The organism is Vibrio sp. St2, assembly GCF_947311885.1.
Lineage (GTDB): Bacteria > Pseudomonadota > Gammaproteobacteria > Enterobacterales > Vibrionaceae > Vibrio > Vibrio coralliilyticus.
Window position 1 is genome coordinate 920,039 of sequence record NZ_CAMZNA010000002.1, and the last position, 18,955, is coordinate 938,993.

Annotated in this window: 18 protein-coding genes; 15 read left to right on the forward strand and 3 right to left on the reverse strand. The window is 45.2% G+C overall.

Annotated features, from left to right (window positions below):
• Positions 1–42: 42 nt before the first annotated feature.
• The 8 genes from aer2 to QMA41_RS10680 all read left to right on the forward strand — a co-directional run bounded on the left by aer2 (position 43) and on the right by QMA41_RS10680 (position 10,360).
• Positions 43–2,760: an aerotaxis transducer Aer2 gene (gene aer2 / locus QMA41_RS10645; protein ID WP_348650164.1), complete on the forward strand. Its 2,718-nt coding sequence runs from the start codon at positions 43–45 to the stop codon at positions 2,758–2,760.
• The gene (locus tag QMA41_RS10650) at positions 2,745–3,593 is read left to right on the forward strand and encodes a protein-glutamate O-methyltransferase CheR (protein WP_038156949.1); all 849 of its coding nucleotides are present in this window, start codon (positions 2,745–2,747) and stop codon (positions 3,591–3,593) included. Before aer2 ends, QMA41_RS10650 begins: the two co-directional genes overlap by 16 nt.
• 8 nt (positions 3,594–3,601) lie before the next feature.
• Positions 3,602–4,246 carry a chemotaxis protein CheD gene (locus QMA41_RS10655; protein WP_281629612.1) on the forward strand — a complete coding sequence of 215 codons (645 nt, stop codon included), beginning with the start codon at positions 3,602–3,604 and terminating at the stop codon, positions 4,244–4,246.
• Positions 4,246–5,283, forward strand: coding sequence for a chemotaxis response regulator protein-glutamate methylesterase (locus tag QMA41_RS10660; protein WP_038156953.1), 1,038 nt, complete (start codon positions 4,246–4,248; stop codon positions 5,281–5,283). The genes QMA41_RS10655 and QMA41_RS10660 overlap by 1 nt, the downstream gene beginning before the upstream one ends.
• A gap of 33 nt (positions 5,284–5,316) precedes the next feature.
• Positions 5,317–6,486 (forward strand): methyl-accepting chemotaxis protein, encoded by a 1,170-nt coding sequence (locus QMA41_RS10665; RefSeq protein WP_038156956.1) that lies wholly within the window; start codon positions 5,317–5,319, stop codon positions 6,484–6,486.
• Between the two features lie 64 nt (positions 6,487–6,550).
• Positions 6,551–6,850 carry an STAS domain-containing protein gene (locus QMA41_RS10670; RefSeq protein WP_006959923.1) on the forward strand — a complete coding sequence of 100 codons (300 nt, stop codon included), beginning with the start codon at positions 6,551–6,553 and terminating at the stop codon, positions 6,848–6,850.
• Between the two features lie 17 nt (positions 6,851–6,867).
• Positions 6,868–8,562, forward strand: coding sequence for a SpoIIE family protein phosphatase (locus QMA41_RS10675; protein ID WP_040122182.1), 1,695 nt, complete (start codon positions 6,868–6,870; stop codon positions 8,560–8,562).
• 124 nt (positions 8,563–8,686) lie between these two features.
• Positions 8,687–10,360 (forward strand): FapA family protein, encoded by a 1,674-nt coding sequence (locus QMA41_RS10680; protein ID WP_082314928.1) that lies wholly within the window; start codon positions 8,687–8,689, stop codon positions 10,358–10,360.
• A gap of 47 nt (positions 10,361–10,407) precedes the next feature.
• Here the strand turns inward: QMA41_RS10680 and QMA41_RS10685 are convergent, their stop codons facing one another.
• A complete protein-coding gene (locus QMA41_RS10685) occupies positions 10,408–11,559 on the reverse strand; it encodes a multidrug effflux MFS transporter (protein WP_281629613.1) in 1,152 nt (383 codons plus the stop codon).
• A gap of 102 nt (positions 11,560–11,661) precedes the next feature.
• On the opposite strand from QMA41_RS10685, the gene QMA41_RS10690 reads away from it, so the two are divergent.
• Positions 11,662–12,438, forward strand: coding sequence for a helix-turn-helix transcriptional regulator (locus tag QMA41_RS10690; RefSeq protein ID WP_281629614.1), 777 nt, complete (start codon positions 11,662–11,664; stop codon positions 12,436–12,438).
• Positions 12,439–12,541: 103 nt separating this feature from the next.
• The gene (locus QMA41_RS10695) at positions 12,542–13,717 is read left to right on the forward strand and encodes a PatB family C-S lyase (protein WP_281629615.1); all 1,176 of its coding nucleotides are present in this window, start codon (positions 12,542–12,544) and stop codon (positions 13,715–13,717) included.
• A 30-nt stretch (positions 13,718–13,747) separates the two neighbouring features.
• Here QMA41_RS10695 and QMA41_RS10700 read toward each other — a convergent pair whose 3' ends face one another.
• Positions 13,748–14,332, reverse strand: a complete 585-nt coding sequence (locus QMA41_RS10700) for a TetR/AcrR family transcriptional regulator (protein ID WP_281629616.1) — start codon at positions 14,330–14,332, stop codon at positions 13,748–13,750.
• A 257-nt stretch (positions 14,333–14,589) separates the two neighbouring features.
• Between QMA41_RS10700 and QMA41_RS10705 the strand changes: the two genes are divergently transcribed.
• Together QMA41_RS10705 and QMA41_RS10710 are read left to right on the forward strand one after the other, a co-directional pair.
• Entirely contained in the window at positions 14,590–15,138 is a 549-nt protein-coding gene (locus tag QMA41_RS10705; RefSeq protein WP_021457785.1) for a carboxymuconolactone decarboxylase family protein, read from the forward strand.
• A gap of 97 nt (positions 15,139–15,235) precedes the next feature.
• On the forward strand, positions 15,236–15,892 hold the full coding sequence (locus QMA41_RS10710) for a haloacid dehalogenase type II (protein ID WP_198562671.1): 657 nt from the start codon (positions 15,236–15,238) through the stop codon (positions 15,890–15,892).
• Between the two features lie 174 nt (positions 15,893–16,066).
• Here the strand turns inward: QMA41_RS10710 and QMA41_RS10715 are convergent, their stop codons facing one another.
• Positions 16,067–16,549: a heme-binding protein gene (locus QMA41_RS10715; RefSeq protein ID WP_281629617.1), complete on the reverse strand. Its 483-nt coding sequence runs from the start codon at positions 16,547–16,549 to the stop codon at positions 16,067–16,069.
• A gap of 81 nt (positions 16,550–16,630) precedes the next feature.
• Between QMA41_RS10715 and QMA41_RS10720 the strand changes: the two genes are divergently transcribed.
• The 3 genes from QMA41_RS10720 to QMA41_RS10730 all read left to right on the forward strand — a co-directional run bounded on the left by QMA41_RS10720 (position 16,631) and on the right by QMA41_RS10730 (position 18,939).
• Positions 16,631–17,290 carry a Crp/Fnr family transcriptional regulator gene (locus QMA41_RS10720; RefSeq protein WP_281629618.1) on the forward strand — a complete coding sequence of 220 codons (660 nt, stop codon included), beginning with the start codon at positions 16,631–16,633 and terminating at the stop codon, positions 17,288–17,290.
• 88 nt (positions 17,291–17,378) lie between these two features.
• A complete protein-coding gene (locus tag QMA41_RS10725) occupies positions 17,379–17,897 on the forward strand; it encodes a TetR/AcrR family transcriptional regulator (RefSeq protein WP_021457781.1) in 519 nt (172 codons plus the stop codon).
• Complete coding sequence (locus QMA41_RS10730; protein WP_281629619.1) at positions 17,890–18,939, forward strand: alcohol dehydrogenase family protein; 1,050 nt, start codon at positions 17,890–17,892, stop codon at positions 18,937–18,939. Before QMA41_RS10725 ends, QMA41_RS10730 begins: the two co-directional genes overlap by 8 nt.
• The last annotated feature ends 16 nt before the right edge of the window (positions 18,940–18,955 follow it).

Consider the following 18,955-nt stretch of genomic DNA (forward strand, 5'->3'; position numbering starts at 1 on the left):
GCTACTGCGGAGCAATTTGCTTCGTCTGCGCAGGATAGTTTAATGGATGAATACGAGCCGGAAAGTAATAAAGGGTTGTCTAAAGAGCAACTCTTCTCAGCGTTGAACGCAGCGCAGACAGCGCTGATGATGATCGATCGGGACTTTAAAATCACCTATGTGAACCAGAAGTCGATGGATCTGCTGAAAACACATAAGGCGCTGTTTCAGTCTTTCTGGCCTAACTTCCGTGCCGATGAAGATTTTCTGATGGGCTATTGTATTGATGGTTTTCACTCAAACCCAGCACATCAGCGCCAAATGCTGTCCAACCCTTCAAATCTGCCTTACACCACTACTATTGAAGTCAAAGATGTAAAAATTGAGCTGAATGTCGGCGCGATCATTGACGGTCAAGGTAACTATGTTGGTAACACACTGGAATGGTCTGATGTTACTGCTGCGGTAGCCCAGCAAAACGATATTGCCAGACTTCAAGCCGCGGTTGATCAAGCTCAGACGGCAATGGTGATGATAGATCGTGATTTTAATATTACGTATGCCAACCAAGAAACTCTCAAGTTGTTTGGTAAACATGAGGCGACATTACGAACTGTCTGGTCAGGCTTTACGGCTTCAGAAGACTGGTTGATGGGGCGCTGCATCGACGAATTCCATAAGAATCCAGCACACCAAAGGCAATTGTTGTCTGACCCATCGAATCTGCCATACAAGACCGACATTCAGATTGCAGACTTAACCATCGAACTTAACGTCGCTTCAATAACTGACTCACAGGGAAATTACATCGGTAATACTCTGGAGTGGTCAGACGTAACAGCGATACGTGCTCAACAAGATGACGTGGCCAGGTTGCAAGCAGCCGTTGATCAAGCCCAAACCGCGATGGTGATGATAGACCGAGACTTCCTTATTACCTATGCCAATAAAGAAACCATCGAATTGTTTGGTAAGCATGAAGCGAAGCTACGAACAGTTTGGTCAGGCTTTACGGCATCTGAAGAGTGGTTGATGGGACGTTGTATTGATGAATTCCATAAGAACCCAGCCCATCAGAGACAGCTTCTCTCGACGCCGAATAATCTCCCTTACAAAACCGATATTGATATTGCGGATATCAAAATAGAGCTTAATGTTGCTGCGATTACTGATGCGCAAGGTAACTATATTGGTAATACACTTGAATGGCGTGATGTTACTGAAGAACGTGCAAAAGAGCAGGAAGTTGGTCGTTTAGCATCGGCGGTGAAAGGAATGACCACTAATATGATGATGGCTGATAAAGACGGTATTATTCAGTACCTCAACCCGGCATTATCGACATTACTTAAATCCAGAGAAAGTGATTTACAAAAAGCGCTGCCTGGATTTGATGCCAGCAACTTGGTTGGTAAAAATATCGATGTCTTCCATAAAAACCCCAGCCACCAGAGGAACATCATTAGTAACCCGGACAGGCTTCCATTCAGTTCTAACATCGCCGTCGGGGGACTGGAATTTAATTTGACCTGTATTGCTATGCATGATGCTCAAGGCAACTATATCGGCCCTGCTTTACAGTGGGAAGATATCACTGAGCAGCAAGATGGTCAGCGCCAGGTTGAAGCATTGATTCAGCGTGCAATTTCTGGAGAGCTTAACGAGCGGATTGATACCTCTGTATACAGCGGCTTCATGAAAGAGCTCGGGGATGGCATTAATAACTTGCTCGATACCATGGTCGAACCTATTGGTCAGTGTATTGATGTCATGAGTCGCGTTGCGGACGGTGATTTAAATACCAATATGTCTGAGGATAACAAGGGCGAGTTCGGTCGACTGTCTGATGCGGTTAACACCTCGATACTTAACCTGCGCAACATGGTCGATAAGATCACCCAAGCTTCGGCACGAGTCGCTACCGCTTCTACGGAAATAGCGGAAGGCAACAATGATTTGAGCCAACGTGTTGAAGCACAAGCTTCTAATCTAGAAGAAACTGCCGCAAGCATGGAGCAGATGACAGCTACTGTTCGCCAAAATGCTGATAACGCGAAAGGAGCGAATTCTCTTGCGGAGGACGCGACTAAGAAAGCGAGTAAAGGTGGCGAAGTGGTCGGTCAAGCAGTCTCAGCAATGTCTGAAATCAACACTGCGAGCAAGAAAATTGCTGACATCATTGGTGTTATCGATGAAATCGCCTTCCAGACTAACTTATTGGCACTGAATGCTGCAGTGGAAGCTGCCCGAGCTGGTGAGCAAGGACGCGGTTTCGCAGTTGTTGCTGGTGAAGTTCGAAACTTAGCGCAACGCAGTGCGGCGGCGGCAAAAGAAATTAAAGGGTTAATCAAAGATAGCGTAGAGAAAGTGGATGAAGGCTCCAGACTAGTGGATGAGTCCGGTGATACCTTGAATGAAATCGTTGAGGCAGTCGAGAAGGTGACAGAGTTAATCGCACAGATTGCTTCGTCGAGCTTAGAGCAATCGACAGGTATTGATGAGATCAACCGCGCTATCACAACGATGGATGAAATGACTCAGCAGAATGCGTCTTTGGTTGAAGAAACCTCGGCAGCTAGTCAGTCGCTGAAAGATGAAGGTAAGCAACTTATTCACCTGATGAACTTCTTTGCTTCTGACGACAATGTTGCCACCTTTGATTCACCAAAGACGAAAGACTCTGGGCATCAAAGCAGCAATGTAAGGGAAATCAGGACACCACGCGTTGCTAATGCAGGATTCAAAGCGGGTGAGGAAGGGGACGAATGGGAAGAGTTCTAACTCGTGAAGGAGGAGGGGCAACTGAGTTTGAGCTAACGGATAAAGATTTTAAGTTTATCCAGTGGTTCATGCACAAGCATGCGGGCATTTACTTCTCTGATCGAAAGCGAACCATGGTCTATGGACGCATTAGCCGCCAGCTTAGGCGGCTAGGACTCACTCGTTTCTCTGAGTACAAATCTGTTATTGAACAAGACAACAGTGAACGAGTGAGGTTTATCAATAGCCTTACGACGAACAAAACCCAGTTTTTCCGTGAATACCATCATTTTGAGTTTTTAGAAAATGTGATGTTGGATGAGTGGCAGAAACAAGGGGTCGAAAACATCAAAATATGGTCCGCAGGATGCTCGACAGGTGAAGAACCATACAGTTTCGTTTCTTCCCTATACTGTTCCAATGCCTTTAACCAGTTCAAACAGGTATCCATCACGGCAACAGATCTTGATACAAAAGTGCTCTCTCATGCGAAGCAGGGGATCTACAGTGATGAGGCGATTTCGTCTATCCCTAAACAATATCTAAAGCCCTGTTTCTTTAAAGGAAGAGATGGTCAGCAAGGGAACATAAAAATAGCCAAGGGGCTGCAAAAACACATCCAGTTTCATCAGCTAAACTTGCTAGATAAGTGGGACTTTAGACAGCCTTTTGATTTGATTTCGTGTCGTAACGTGATGATCTACTTCGATAGGCCGACCCAAGAAAAACTTATCAGAAGGTTTCATCAGCAACTTAAACCTAATGGGATTTTATTTATCGGGCATTCCGAAAGCGTCGGAGCCTGTAGCGATATTTTTCGTCACTTAGGCAAAACCATCTATGTGAAACAATAGGGGCAGTTATGATTGGGTTAAAGACCGGAAAGCCAAAGTACGAAAATAGCCACTTTAATCGTTTTTATCACCCTCAAAAAGAGAAGCACATGATCAAAGTGTTTCCTGGAGGGCTTTACTGTACCCATGAGGATGAGTTGATCGCAACGGGGTTAGGGTCATGTATCGCGGCTTGTATTTGGGATGATTATGCAGCGATAGGTGGTATGAATCACTTTTTGTTGCCATTCCATAACCATTCGGAAATTAACTCGTGGCGTCCAGATGAAGTCGTATCTACGGCATCGCGTTACGGTAGCCATGCAATGGAAATGCTGATTAATACCCTAATTTCTCGGGGTGCAAGACGCTCGTCACTCAAAGTTAAACTGTTTGGTGGGGCGCAGATGTTAGGTCGACACTCTATGATTGGGGAAAAAAACATCGCGTTTATCCTTAACTATGTTGAGCAGGAGAACTTGCCAGTTGTCGCTCAAGATTTAGGGGGCGTCGACCCACGCAAAATTATATTTAACCCGCTAACAGGGCAAGCTTGGTTGAAACGCATTCCTTACACTGAAATTCATCACTTGCAACAAGAAGAAGATAAGTACGCCAGTCAGTTGGATAAAGAAAGTCATCGTCCTCATGATGACGATGTGGAGCTGTTCTGATGAAGAAAATTAAAGTACTAGTGGTTGATGATTCTCCGGTTTTCAGAGCCTTACTCGCTCAATTGATCAATTCCGATCCCGAGCTTGAAGTTGTAGCGATGGCAGAGGATCCGTATCAGGCTAGAGATCTGATCAAGATTCACAATCCTGATGTACTGACGTTAGACATTGAAATGCCAAAAATGAATGGGGTGCAATTTCTGAAAAACCTCATGCGTTTGCGCCCAATGCCTGTCGTGATGATATCGACCCTTACTCAGCATGGGGCTGAGCCAACCCTGACGGCATTGGAACTTGGGGCTGTGGACTATTTCCCTAAGCCAGCGGTGGATAACACGGGAGATATGGTCAATTACAAAGATCATATTAATGACAAGATAAAAATGGCTGCTGGCGCTAATGTTTTTCAGGATAGAACTAAACATGCGCCTTCACAGACAATTGCTCCTAATAACTTAAGAACCAAAGTTGAAGTGATTGCGATAGGCGCCTCGACAGGTGGAACAGAAGCAGTCAGGCAAGTGTTGTCTGCTCTGCCTTCAGGGTTGCCACCGATTGTCATAACGCAGCACATTAGCGCTATGTTCAGTGCGTCTTTTGCCCAGCGTCTTAATGACAACAGCGAAATTCAGGTTAAGGAGTTGTCAGCGAGCAAAGCCCCATTAGTGAATGGATGCGCGTATGTTGCTCCGGGAGATAAACATTTAGTCGTCATTAAGCGTGGCCAACATTTGTATTGCCAACTGGATGATCGTCCAACAGTGAACCGACACAAACCATCGGTCGATGTGATGTTTGATACTGTTGCAGAAACGGTCGGAAAGAATGCCATCGGCGTCATCTTGACTGGTATGGGGCAAGATGGAGCGCGAGGAATGCTTAAGATGAGAGAAGAAGGGGCAATGACGATCGCTCAGGACAAAGCTTCTTCCGTTGTTTGGGGAATGCCGCGAGTTGCGGTTGAAATGAACGCTGCGCAACAAGTGCTGAGTCTTAAACAGATACCTCAGCAGATATGTGATTGTCTAAAGAAATAAGCGCCTGTGCGGGCACAACGTCAGGGATGTACTATGAATAAAATAACAATGACCCCAAAAATCCGCTACGCCCTTGCTATAGGGACGCAGATTGTATTGCTTGCTATCGGGATGACGTTGTCATCGTCGATTGCGCATGTCGCTGTTATGGTGCTTGCGGCGGCTATACCATGGTTTGTTTTCCCTAGAGAGGCTTCTACGCCAAATAAGTCTGAGTTAACTCAGTTCCGTGAAAAGTCATCTCAGGACGAAAAACAGATCAGCCTACATGTCAGTGAAATATTGAAAAAAATATCCCTACAATTAAATGAACCTTTAGATCATCAACATGGTGTTGTTGATGAATCTGCAGAGACGCTAAATGAAAGCTTCTTTGAGTTGCAGAAGTTAGCAGAGGGACAAAATGCAATTGCTGAAGAGCTAGTGAGTAACATTATGGGTAATAAAGATAATGCCTACGATATTACTCAGGTCTTGCCCAAAACAGAGACCATCATTCGCCAGTTCGTTGACACACTCATTAATATCTCTGAGAAGAGCATTTCCGCAGTACATAGTATTCATGACATGTCCGATAAGTTGGATGCGGTGTTTAAATTGTTAGCGCAAGTTCGTGGCCTATCCGAACAAACCAACCTGCTCGCTTTGAATGCTGCGATTGAAGCAGCACGTGCTGGGGAGGCTGGGAGAGGTTTTGCTGTTGTGGCGCAAGAAGTAAGAAACCTTTCTGTAAAAGCAGAAGAGCTTAACTGCGAAATAGAGAAGGAAATTAATGTCGCTCAGGATACGGTCAAAGAAGCGAATAAAACAGTTGGGGAGATGGCATCAATCGATATGACGGAAGCGATAGAGTCTAAGGAAAAAGTGGATGATATGCTTCAAGGTGTTAAAGCGGCTAATGCTGTCGTTGAACAGGAAGTTCAGAAAATCAAATCCATTGGGGTCACGCTGCATACACGTGTTGGTGACGGTATTCGGGCGTTACAGTTTACAGACATCATTGTCCAACAGGGTGATTACGCCAAGATCAGTGTTGATTTTCTCGATCAGGTAACTGAAATACTCGTGGCTCATGCCAGCGGCAGCCTAGACCCTGATGAGATGAAACAGGCTGTGGCAGATCTGAAATCAAATATAGACCATCGCGGGGCTCCAGCTGCTTCTCAGGAAAGTATTGAAGAAGGAGAGGTAGAGCTATTTTAATGGGTCATGCGTATACATATTGTCGTGAAGGCGGTGCAGTCTTCGTTGTTGAAAAGGAAATATTATGTCGGTAGAAGCTGAAGTTGATTCAAATTCCAAGCAAGTAACGATCTTAATTGAAGGGGCTTTTGGATTTAATCTAGTCCAAGAGTTCCGTCGTTGTTATTCAGATAAGAAGGATTTTCGTTTTACCATCGATTTACGGAAAGTCGATTATATAGATAGTGCAGGGCTAGGTATGCTGCTTAATATGCACAACTATCTTGAGCAGGATGACGGGATGATCCGGATTACCAATACCTTGCCACAGGTGCGAAAGATACTGACCATTTCTCGTTTTGATAAGAAGTTTTCTATCGAATAGCGGTTAAGGAGGGTCGTATGCATGTCATGATAATTGACGACCACGCTACGAATCGAGAATTGTGTCGATTCATGCTCAGCGAAATGGCGCAAGAAGTCACGACGTTCGAGAATGGTGAAGGGGTCGTGGAGGCAATGCTCAAGATGCCGTCTCTGCCAGATGTCATCTTGTTGGATGTAATGATGCCAGTGAAGGATGGCTTTACGACAGCACAGGAAATTCGTGATGCGTTCCCTAATCTTCATATGCCGATCATCTTTCTCACCGTACTGGATGATCACGATTCGTTCGAGCGATGCCTGACGTTAGGTGAAGACTTTATTCCTAAGCCCGTTGAGAGAAGTGTGCTAGTGGCGAAAGTTCAAGCTCACTATCGAGTTGTAAAGATGCACAATGAGGTGAAGGAACATCGTGATGAGCTAAGTAAGTTTCACGAGCAAGTTCGCTACGACTATGCGATCGCGGAGTCGATTTTCTCCAATTTAATGGATGAAATGAGTTCTCAAGTGAAAAGCATTTATGGCATCAACTACATTTCTACCCCATCAACTGTTTTCAACGGAGACTTGATCGTTGTGGCAAACCGGCCGCATGGGGGAGTATACGTGATGATCGCGGATGCGACGGGCCACGGCCTTCCAGCTGCTATTTCGGCTATTCCTGCAACCCGAGCGTTCTTCTCTATGGCTTCGAAAGGTCTTTCTTTGGGAGAGATTGTTCGCGAGCTCAATGACGTATTGGTACGTTTCTTACCCATGGGGATGATGTTGGCGGCAAGCGTGTTTGAAATTCGTGCTAACGGGTTTGAAGTTTCTTGGTGGGGCGGTGGACTACCTGATGGTTACCTATTGGATAAAGATGGCTCGATCAGCCGAAAACTGGTTTCCACGCATATGCCGCTCGGCGTGTTGAAAGCTCATGAGTTTGAATCGGATCTAGTGCACTTCAAAATGGAGCCAGATCAAAAAATCCTCTGCTACACCGATGGTGTAATAGAAGCTGAAAATGGGCTTGGAGAGCAATTCGGTCAAGAGCGTTTGGAAGAGGCATTAACTTCTGGGAGAGCGATGATCCCAACGCTGTTTGAGTCGGTGAGAAAGTTTGCCAATCGTAATGTGGGCGATGACTTGTCTATTTTGGCCATGGAGTTTCCGATTTCAAACAGTAACGATAAAGTGGTGCAGCAAAGCAGCTTTTATCTTAGCAAAACTCCGGCACAGTCAAAGATGCGTTTCCCAGCATCTGTGCTTAAGTCAGTGACGGTGATGAGCGAAGTCAGACAGTTTCTGACAGGTGTGATGACAGGGCCACATTTAGATTTGGTCTGCTCAGTGTTGTCTGAGCTGTTTGCTAACGCGATTGAACATGGACTATTGCATTTAGACTCGAAAATCAAGGAAGAGCCCGATGGTTTCTTCACCTTCTACCAGTTGCGCGAAGAGAAACTTAAAGAATTGTCTGAAGAGCTTTGGGTGACTCTATTTATCGATTATAAGCCAGAACAAAAACAGTTGGTCTTAGAGCTGGAACATAATGGTGTTGGATTCGATTACAACAAGTTAAAGCAAAGTATTGATAAATCTTTGACGCATGGACGAGGGATCGTATTAGCTTCAGAACTATGTGATTCACTGGACTATTCGAAACAAGGAAAATGTGTGACGGCGGTATACAGCCTAGATGCTAAACACCATTTCCCGAGCTCAGCTTAATTATATTTACAGTGTAAAAGCCCTTGAGAAGTGACCTAAGCCTTACTTTGTCACAAATTTAATACTGTATTTCACGAGGATTATATAAACTAAAGTTATAGGGACTGGATGAAGTAGGCTGTAAATGTGGGACAAGTTAGTCAGCTTATCTGATGATAATCAACAGGTTATTGCTAAATTGCGACCAGATATGAATATCGATGGTCGCTTTGACAGCAAAGGTGTTGAAGAAGCGATTGCGGGCATCGGTGCGACCGATTTTTGCATATTGAATGATGAAATTACTCGATTCATTAACTGTGCAAAAGAAGGCAAAAGCGAAGCTTTGGTTGGCATTGCTATCGCGGAAATCAGAGACGCTGTGGTTGAAGTCGTTTTATCGGATCACGATATGTTAGCCAGTATGGTAGTCACTGGTGCTTATCGCGGTTCGCCGCTTAAAGGCCCTCAGATTGTACACGCATTAGCCCAAGCTCACGTCACTAAAGGAATCAACAAATTGGCACTGAAAAAAGTGTTAATGATGAGCCATCAACTCAAACCGGGTGAGACCTTTACCCAACCTGTCGCCAAAGGCAAAAACCCTGTTCAGGGACAAGATGCAAAGTTTATCCCACTGGTTAAAGACATCACTAAGCAAGTTCTGGCTCCTTCACAAGACGCAGACGGCAAAGTTGATATGTTGGATCTCGGTGAAACGGTCACCGTAGAAGCGAAAGCTAGGTTGATGAAGCGCATCCCTGCGACCAAAGGGACGCCAGGTATCACAGTCCAGGGTAAGCCTATTCCACCGAAGCCTGGCAATGATGCGATGCTGAAAGAATCGAAAGGTTCAGAAATCTCACCTGAGGATCCTAATCTCCTTGTTGCTGCAGTGTCCGGTATGCCGATGATCAAAGAGCGTACTGTCGAAGTGGAAGACGCGCTTTGCTTGCCTGCAATTGGTGTCGCTACCGGGCATGTAAAATTCAAAGGCAATGTAATCGTCACTGGAAACATTGAGTCCGATATGATGGTTCGTGCAACTGGAAACTTAACCGTTGGTGGTTTTATTGAATCGGCAGATGTACAGGCACAAGGCGACATAGATGTGGCTAAAGGCATCATTGGTCATAACGTTTCTGAAGACCAAGCGAAAAGTTGTCATGTAAAAGCGGGTGGTTCTATTACAGCAAATTACGCGCAATTCTCAGAACTTCAGGCTGCTGAAAATATCAATCTTTCAGTCCACTGTATGAACAACGAAATTCGCTGTGGTAAAGATTTAACCGTCTCTGATGCTGCCGAGAAGCAGGGAACTTTAAGTGGTGGCCACGCAAAAGTAGGTGGGAAGGTGACTTGCGTTAACCTAGGTGTTGAAGGTGATACCGCAACTTACATCAATGCGTTTGCGCGTTATCAGAACTTCAAAGAGCGTCAGCAAAAATACAAAGAGCAATATAAGCTTGCCCAAGAAGCGACTATGGATGTGGTTCGTCGGGAGCTGGAATTTAAGAAAACACCGAAAGCAGAACGCAGCGAAGAAGAAGCAGAAAACATTGAGAAACTTAAACTTGAATCCAATGCGCGTCTCGAAAAGGTGAAAATGGCGCGAGATAAACATGAGTTAGAGTTTGAACAAGCGCTTGAAGACAACATCGTAGATGTGAAAAACAAAGTTTATACCCATGTTACGGTTCAATACGGTGAAGAAAAAGTGATCACCAAGCGAGTGCATGGTACGAGTACGTTTTCCTTTAACCAGTACGAAATTAAATGTGCTGCCGCTATGGATGAAGAGGCGCTTGAACAAGAGTAACTCAGGCGGATTTGATAGAACGACAGCCAGCATAATGCTGGCTGTTTTTATTTTCTGAGTGCAGCGAATAAGTTCTGGTTACGATGCTTAGTAGCGTAGGTTACTAGAGCTATGACTGCACAAGACATTAAGACCTTTCCAAGATCTTGTATTTGCCCGGCGATAGCCAGACCAATGCCTATCTGTAGGTAGTAGATAAGCCCGAGAATTGCGCCGCCGCTGCCGGCATGTTGCTTGTAATCTTTTAGTGCTGCGCTGATAACATTGGGAATCGCGATACCAAATGCCATCACGACCAGCATCATTGCGAGAACAAAGTAAATACTGTCCAGAGCCAGATAGACACTTATGCTCCCCACGCACAGTAATGTAGTGGCTAGGCTAATCAGAGCTGATGGATGAGTATGCTTGTTTAGCAGGTATTTATTACAGTAGCTGCCAATCATTGTACCGATCCCTAAAGCGATGCCGCTGTAGCCAAATTGGGCTGAGCTATAGCCGAGTTTAGCAAAGGCAAATGCGCCCAGTTGGTAATAGGAAAACAGCGCGATATTGAAGACTGCAATCAAGATGGTGGAGTACCATATATGGCCATCTTTGAGCATCCTCCAGCCTAGCTGGTGGAGATTAAGTGGCGTCTTCGATTGCTGTGTTTCTGGTAACCTGAAGAGGTTGTAGAACAGTAGTAGGATCGCCATGCTAAACAGAGCAGAAAATACGTAGGTGTGTCCACCAGCTTGAGCAAGCTGTCCACCTATGGCCATTCCTATTACGGGACTGATCGCGATTCCCATACCCATCAGCCCAAACACTTTAGCCAGAGCTTCTCCGTCGAATACATCTCTCAATATCGTTTGAGTGACCACCGAGCCAACGGCAATGCCAAATGCGCTGGCAATTCGCGCAGCAATCAGATACTCAAACTGGTCGGTAAGCATTGCGACTAAAGCGGATAAGCCGTAAACCGCAATACCTGCTAGCATTGCTGGCCGTCGGCCCCATTTATCCGCAGCTACCCCCCAAAACACAACGCCTAGTGCAAATGCGATGAAATAGACAGATAACGTTTGCGAAGCTTGCGAATCCGTGACTGAAAAGGCCTCGGCAATCGAGTGGAGTGCTGGGCTGTAAATCGTTTCCACGATCTGCGGAAACATGAGCATTACGAACATCAGCCAGAGTGAAGGCTTGTGCTTCATGATACGTCCTCAATAAATTTAACTTGAGACGCAGTATAAGGAGCACTACTATTTTTCTATTAACGATAATAATACAAAAAACATCAAAATAAGGACAGCGGTTTGCTGATCGATGAACATTCTGTGATAGATCCCGACAGTGTTAATTCCAAAGTGGTGGGCATTGCGGCTGATCTTGGCAGACACGACTCCGGCTTACACAAGCACCAAAAAGGACAGTTGCTATATGCGCCAAAAGGCTGCATGAATTTCGCGTTGTCTGACTCTATTTGTATCCTTCCTCCCACGAAGGCCGTTTGGATTCCACCCAACACAATACATCGTGCTTTTATGACCAATGTTGTGGCATACCGCTCGTTGTATTTTGATTGTGACGCTTTCTCCTGCCCTGACGCGATTACCATTATTGAAGTCAGTGAATTACTGAAAGCATTGATTAACAAGATGGCTTTCTGGCCTATAGACAAACCTGAATCGGAAATGACCAACTACACCGCTCTGTTTTGGGAAGAGTTTAGTCAAAGCAAAACATACTCCTACGAGTTGCCACTGCCCACAGACCGGAGATTGAATGGGTTCCGTCGTCAAGTCTCGGATGAAGGCTTTCTGGTACCAGATTTGGTGACGTTAGCTAACTCCGCGGGAGCTAGTCCTAAAACCATTACTCGGATCTTCAAGGCCGAAACGGGTATGTCTTATCAGGAGTGGAAGCAGCAATGGCGAACCCTAAAAGCCATCGAGCTTCTGTGCCGTGAACGTCAGGTTAGTGATGTCGCGCACTTGCTAGAATTTTCTTCCGACAGCGCCTTTATCGCGTTTTTTAAGAAACAAATTGGGCAAACACCGCTGAACTTCATGAAATGTAACGCGTTTCCATAATGTTCAAAATATGTCTGAAATGTCCCAATTATTTTCGTCTTTCGCCGTTTTATGTCGTCTAAGGTTAGGAACAGTACATTAAATGACCCTTAGGCGAGTAGCTATGTTTACGACAAAACCGCAAAGAAACGATATTTCAGACAAATTTATCAAGCACGACAGCAAGATGCTTCAGCAGATATACGGGACTGATGATGTGTTGCCTTATTGGGTAGCGGATATGGACTTCCCTGTTGCTCACCCGATCACTCAAGCTTTGGCTCGGATCGTTGAACGTGAGAGATACGCTTATGAATTTGACTCAGAAAGTGTGTTTAAAGCCATTTCTGACTGGAATAAGCAGCGCCATGGTTTGGATCTTAACCCAAGTTACTTTGTGCAAGTGCCAGGAGTACTGAGCGCGATTGCATTGATGATCCGTGAGTGGTCTAACAAAGGCGATGGTGTGCTTATTCAGGTACCTGTCTATCACCAATTTAGAAGGCTGATTGAGTCTGCTGGACGTAAAGTGGTTGCTAACCCGCTTGCATTAGAAGATGGCCAATATCAGCCGGATTTCGACGACTTTGAAGCTAAATTGAGAGAGGACAACGTCAAAATTGTTCTGCTCTGTAACCCTCATAATCCAGTCGGACGCGTTTGGACTCAGGATGAGTTAGCGAAGCTGGTGGCGATTGCGGCCAAGTACAATGTTATGGTGATCAGTGATGAGATTCATGCCGACATCGTTTTTGAAGGCCATCAATTCAACAGTATTCTCACCCAAAACTACGATAACGTTGTGTCGATCATTGGCTCGCCAGCAAAGAACTTCGGTCTGAACAGTATTGCTAATGGTTATCTTTATACAGAAAACCAAGCACTGCTCGAAGAGATTAAGTCCACGGTGACCTCAATGGCATTGGATCACGGTAATACGTTGACCAATTATGCCACTATTGCTGCATACACTCAGGGTCAGGCTTGGTTTGAGGGTTTCCTCGCTTATACACAAAATACCATTGGCTGGATTGAGGCTTACATTGCGCAAAACCTACCACAAATAAAAATGTTTAAACCGCAAGGAACGAACCAGATCTGGTTCGACTTTTCTGGGCTCGCTCTAGAGCCTGAAGTACTGAAAAGTCTGTTGTTCACACAAGCGAAAATGGGGCTGACACCTGGTGGATGGTTTGGGGAGAAGAATCCCAGCTTCTATCGAATGAACATTGCGTCGCCATTGGAACAGATCGAGAAATCGTTCCACGCATTATCAGCGGCGATAAAAGAAGTGAGTTAGCAAAGTAAGAGGAGGCATTGCCTCCTCTCATTAGAAGGGGTAATGACCGAACATATCGTCGATCAGTGATTCCAAAAGCTCAGGGTTGTTGTTGGCTTTCGCATACGTTCTCAGACCTGCGATCTGGATCTGAACGTGACTGGCGAGTCGATGAGCGTCTTTATCTGCACTTAATTCCCCCTGTTGCTGAGCTTGTTGCAGTACTAATTCAAACTGACTTTCCATTAATCTTAAAGAGTGTCTGGCCTCATCCAGTAAATCTTGGTTAGCTTCGGTAAGCTCAGCGACGGATTTTGCCAGCATACACATGCCATCTGGAGCGCCTTTTTGCGATTGTAAAACAAGATGTTTAACGAAAGCCTTGAGTGCTGCTAGGGGAGAGTCGTTTTGGGACTTGAACTGTTCTAGTTTCGATATACCCATTTGGGTGTAATGCCTTAACGCTTGTTTAAACAGTTCTTCTTTACTGCCGAATGCTGCGTAAATACTGCCCGGACGCATATCAATGACTTCCTGAAGGTGACGCATTGATGTGGCATGGAAGCCTTTTTCCCAATATAGATGGGTGGCTTTATCGATGACTTGCTGACGGTCGAATTTGGCAGCATTCCCCATAATTGTTCTCTGGTTATTTTGAACGATAGTTCAAATTATAGTTTTTTCCCTCGCAAGGGTAAAGTAATCAGGACAACTGTCGTCTTCCTATCCTGCTGCCTTCCAGTTAATCCACAGTTTAAATATGACTCTGTAATTATTTGAACGAGTGTTCAAAATTAAACTTGAACAGTCGTTCAAGTGGTTCTATAGTAAACATCGAAATACGAGGAAGGGGTTCCTTCTCTGAATTAACGTGAATATGGCAGGACATCATTATGAGTGAATTCAAATTACACAGTGTGGAAAGTGCACCAGAGGCTAGTAAAGCGATTCTAGAAGGTGCTCAGCAACGCATGGGACGCATTCCTGGGCTTTATTCTGTTATGGCGGAATCGCCAGAACTGTTGCAGAGCTACACGCAGCTCCATCAATCTTTCACTAGTACCTCATTTGATGAGGAAGAGCTGACCGTTGTGTGGCAGACCATTAACGTTGAGCATGAATGCCACTACTGTGTGCCGGCCCATACTGCCATTGCCCATTCAATGAAAGTTGATCCTGCATTAACTGAAGCGTTGCGAAATGGTCAAGCGATGCCTACAGAGAAGCTTCAGGCGCTCCATGACTTTACCTTGAGTGTGGTTCGAGGCCGAGGAAATGTATCTGAACAAGAACTATCGGCATTTTATGCCGCTGGTTATGGTCAAAAGCATGTACTTGAAGTGATTCTTGGCTTGTCTCAAAAGGTCATTAGTAATTACGTTAATCGCATCGCTCAGACGCCAGTCGATGCCATGTTTGAAGCTTACGCCTGGAAAAAATAGTCGAGTTGCAGGGTGGCACAAATCAGATTATTTGCCGCCAGTGACCTATAGTTATCAATGCTCACTAAGACGTGAGCATTGTTATAAGGAGCGTGCAGTGAGTAAGACATTTGCCTTCGATGTGTATGGCACTTTGATTAATACCCATGGTTTGATCGCTTTGCTAGAAGACTGGATTGGAGATAAGGCATCAGCATTTAGCCAGACTTGGCGTGACAAACAGCTGGAATACTCTTTTCGTCGCGGCTTGATGAAAACGTATCAACCGTTTTCAGTGTGTACTCAACACGCTTTAGATTACAGCTGTGATTACCACAACGTTGAGTTGTCTGATGAACAAAAAACACGACTGATAGAAGGGTATCTGAGCCTGCCCGCTTTTGGAGATGTGGCCGAGGCACTTAAGCGCCTCAAGGCAGCGGGTCATCGACTTTTTGCTTTCTCCAATGGCGAAACTCAAGCCGTCAATACACTGCTTGACCGAGCGGAATTGCGTGCATTTTTCGATGGTGTCATTAGCTGCGAAGATATCGAAACTTTTAAACCTAATCCAGATGTGTATCAGTATCTGATTGATTGTACGGGGGCTTTTAATGTCTGGCTGGTATCGAGCAATCCGTTTGATATTCTCGGTGCAATGTCATCGGGCATCCAGTCTGTGTGGGTTAAGCGCAGCGAGGAAGCGTTGTTTGACCCTTGGGGCATTGAACCTACCCGTACCATTTCTACACTTGAACAACTCACTACGGATTAACATCGCAAGGGTGCATGAGTCTCGCATGCACCTCCCGCTTCTCTTGTCGCTGTAAATACAATCTCGTTTGTAGTCTGCTGGTCAACCAATCTCTACACTGGCCATTACGACTGACAATGAAAAGTGCTGTAAAGTCGTTCAACAAAACCACTCACCGGAAGTGAGTGGCCAATGTTAAAGCGCTATTTTGCTGATCGCTTTTTTACCGCACTCTTCTTCAATAAGAGGGTTAGGCGCTCCGGATAAACCAATAGCACCGATGACCGTACCCTTATACATAATGGGTAGCCCACCCGTTAGGATAAGAATATCGTCTTCCATTTTACCCAACTGGCTAAACCCTTTTGCTTCAACTGCGCCGGTTAACGCTGAAGTTGGCGCCTTAAGGGTGGCGGAAGTATAGGCTTTACGAAAGCTGGTGTGAACGGTGTTGCTACCAGTGCCGTCGCCACGATAGAAATAGATCAATCGACCTTGATCATTGACAACGGAAGCCGAAATCGGGACGTTAACAGCATTGCACTCAGCGATGGCTTCTTTGGCAATTTGTTCTGCGACATTGGTTGGCAGGTAGAATTTGCTTGGTATCTCCGCAGCATGAACGGATGAGATTCCAAGAAGTAGGCTGGCAAGTGTCGTGGTGAACTTGTTTAACATGGGCTCTCCTAGATGTTAATTCGTTGGAGAGGTATTTATACCCATTGGTGTAAAGACGACTCTACAATTTGGATTGTGTTTATGGAAAAGAATCAGACAGAAGGACAAAGTGAACTGTTGAGCTCAAGTTTTGAGCAGTTAGATCCTTCACTGCGTGCCAAACTTGAGGGCACTCAAAGTAAAGTTCTCTACGCCGAAAAACAATATATTCATTATGCAGGTGATGAGGCCAAACATCTGTTTTTCATTAACCGTGGGGCGGTGAGAATCACCAAGTGCAGTGAATCTGGTAAAGAATTCATTATTAAGGATCTCACTCAGGGTGAGTGGTTTGGTGTGATTGGTTGTTTTGGCGGTGGCACGAGACCAAATGATGCGATTGCTTTAGCCGAAACCGAGTTAATTCAGTTCTCATTGACGGATTTTATGGCTGTGGCCGACCAAAACCCTCAGCTGTGGCATTGTATTAGTCATCAGTTGGCTCAGTATGTGGTCCATTACAACCGAAGGCTGGAAGATATCGTGTTCCAGCCATTGTTGGAGAGGACGAAAGCCATGTTGGCTCAGCTAAGTCGTTGGCAAAATACTGACACTTTAGCGATGAGCCAAATGGATCTGGCCTGTTTACTGGGCGTGACTAAAGAAGCGGTCGGATTACAGTTGAACAAGCTGCAAGCAGAAGGTGTTATCTCATTGGGTTATAGAAATATTACGTTAAATCAAAATTTTAAAGGTTTATGAATGTAGTGTGATGAAAGACGCTTTGACAAGGTAGAGTGTTCGTTCTACCCTAGAAGTAGAATGATTATTTTACCTCTAGGGTGTCAATATGAGAGATGAAATTGCCTCCAAGTTAGAGATGGCGTTTGGTCAGTATGGCTTTGCAGAACCGAGTGTCCCCGTTCTCAAGAAAGCGTGCGGCGTCAGCTTACGGACCTTATACAAATATTATCCTTCCAAAGATTCAATGGTTGTCGCTGCCCTAGTGCATAGACATCAACGTTACTTGTCTCTGATTAAGAATTCGATGTCGGCTGATGGAATGACGGCAGCAAACCAGTTGCTTGATGAGTTGGGACGCTGGATGGCACAACAGGCGCCGAACGGTTGTATGTCAACGCAAGCGGTAGCCGCGTTTCCTGAAAATCAGCAAATAAGGCAAGTAGTTCAGTCACATAAGCAAGCAATACAACACTTGTTTCAACAGTACTTCGGTGATGAACAAAAGGGGAACGCAATGTTTATTATTCATGAAGGGGTGCTGACTACTTGGCCTACCATTGGTGTTGATTCGGTGAATATTGCTAAACAGTTAGTTAAGACTGTATTTGGAGATACCCATGAATAAACAACCGGCATTAATGAAAGCCATAGAATTGATCGGACATGGAGGTTTAGAAAAGTTGTGCTTTAGCGAAGAAGTAATCACGCCAACGCCTGAGTATCAACAAGTTCTTGTTCGAGTGCGGGCAGCTGGAGTGAATAATACAGACATTAATACCCGAATAGGTTGGTACTCAAAGGGAGAGAATGATAGTCAGGATGCCAGCTGGGGAGGAAAGCCATTGACGTTCCCTTTGATTCAGGGGGCGGATGTATGTGGTCAGATTGTTGCAGTTGGGGAAGGAGTGAGCTCACGACGACTTGGTGAACGTGTGCTTGTTGAACCTTGCATGTCGCATATTCAGGGGCAGCTAATGGATCAACCTTGGTACCTTGGTTCAGAGTGCAATGGCGGGTTTGCCGAGTATGTGGTTGTAGATGCGAGGCATGCATACGCGATCGAAAGTGATTTGACGGATATTGAACTTGCATCTTTTCCATGTTCCTACTCAACCGCTGAAAATATGTTAACCAGAGCGCAAGTGAGTCAACACGATCGAGTTGTTATCACTGGGGCATCTGGAGGAGTTGGCTCAGCGGCGATCCAACTGGCAAAAGCTCGAGGCGCTTCAGTCGTTGCTGTGACGAGTGAGAGTAAGACATCACAGATTTTAGCGTTAGGTGCAGATCAGGTAGCGGTGCGTGACAAATCCTTAGTGGAATCTCTAGGGAGTAATAGTGTTGATGTGGTGATTGATCTTGTTGCTGGAGACGCCTGGCCACAACTGTTAGAGGTGTTAAAGCCAAAAGGGCGTTATGCAGTGTCTGGGGCTATTGGGGGAGCGCTGGTTGAGATGGATGTTAGAACCTTGTATTTGAAGGATCTGAGCTTCTTTGGATGTACTGTTTTAGAACCTGAAGTATTTGGCAATCTAGTTAACCTCATTCAGCAGGGTAAAATCCAGCCTTTGATTGCGAAATCATTCCCTCTGCGGGATATCAAGAAAGCTCAACGTTTTTTCCTAGAAAAGAACCATGTAGGGAAAGTCGTCCTGTCTATTGAATAGGTGGAGAAAACGCGGG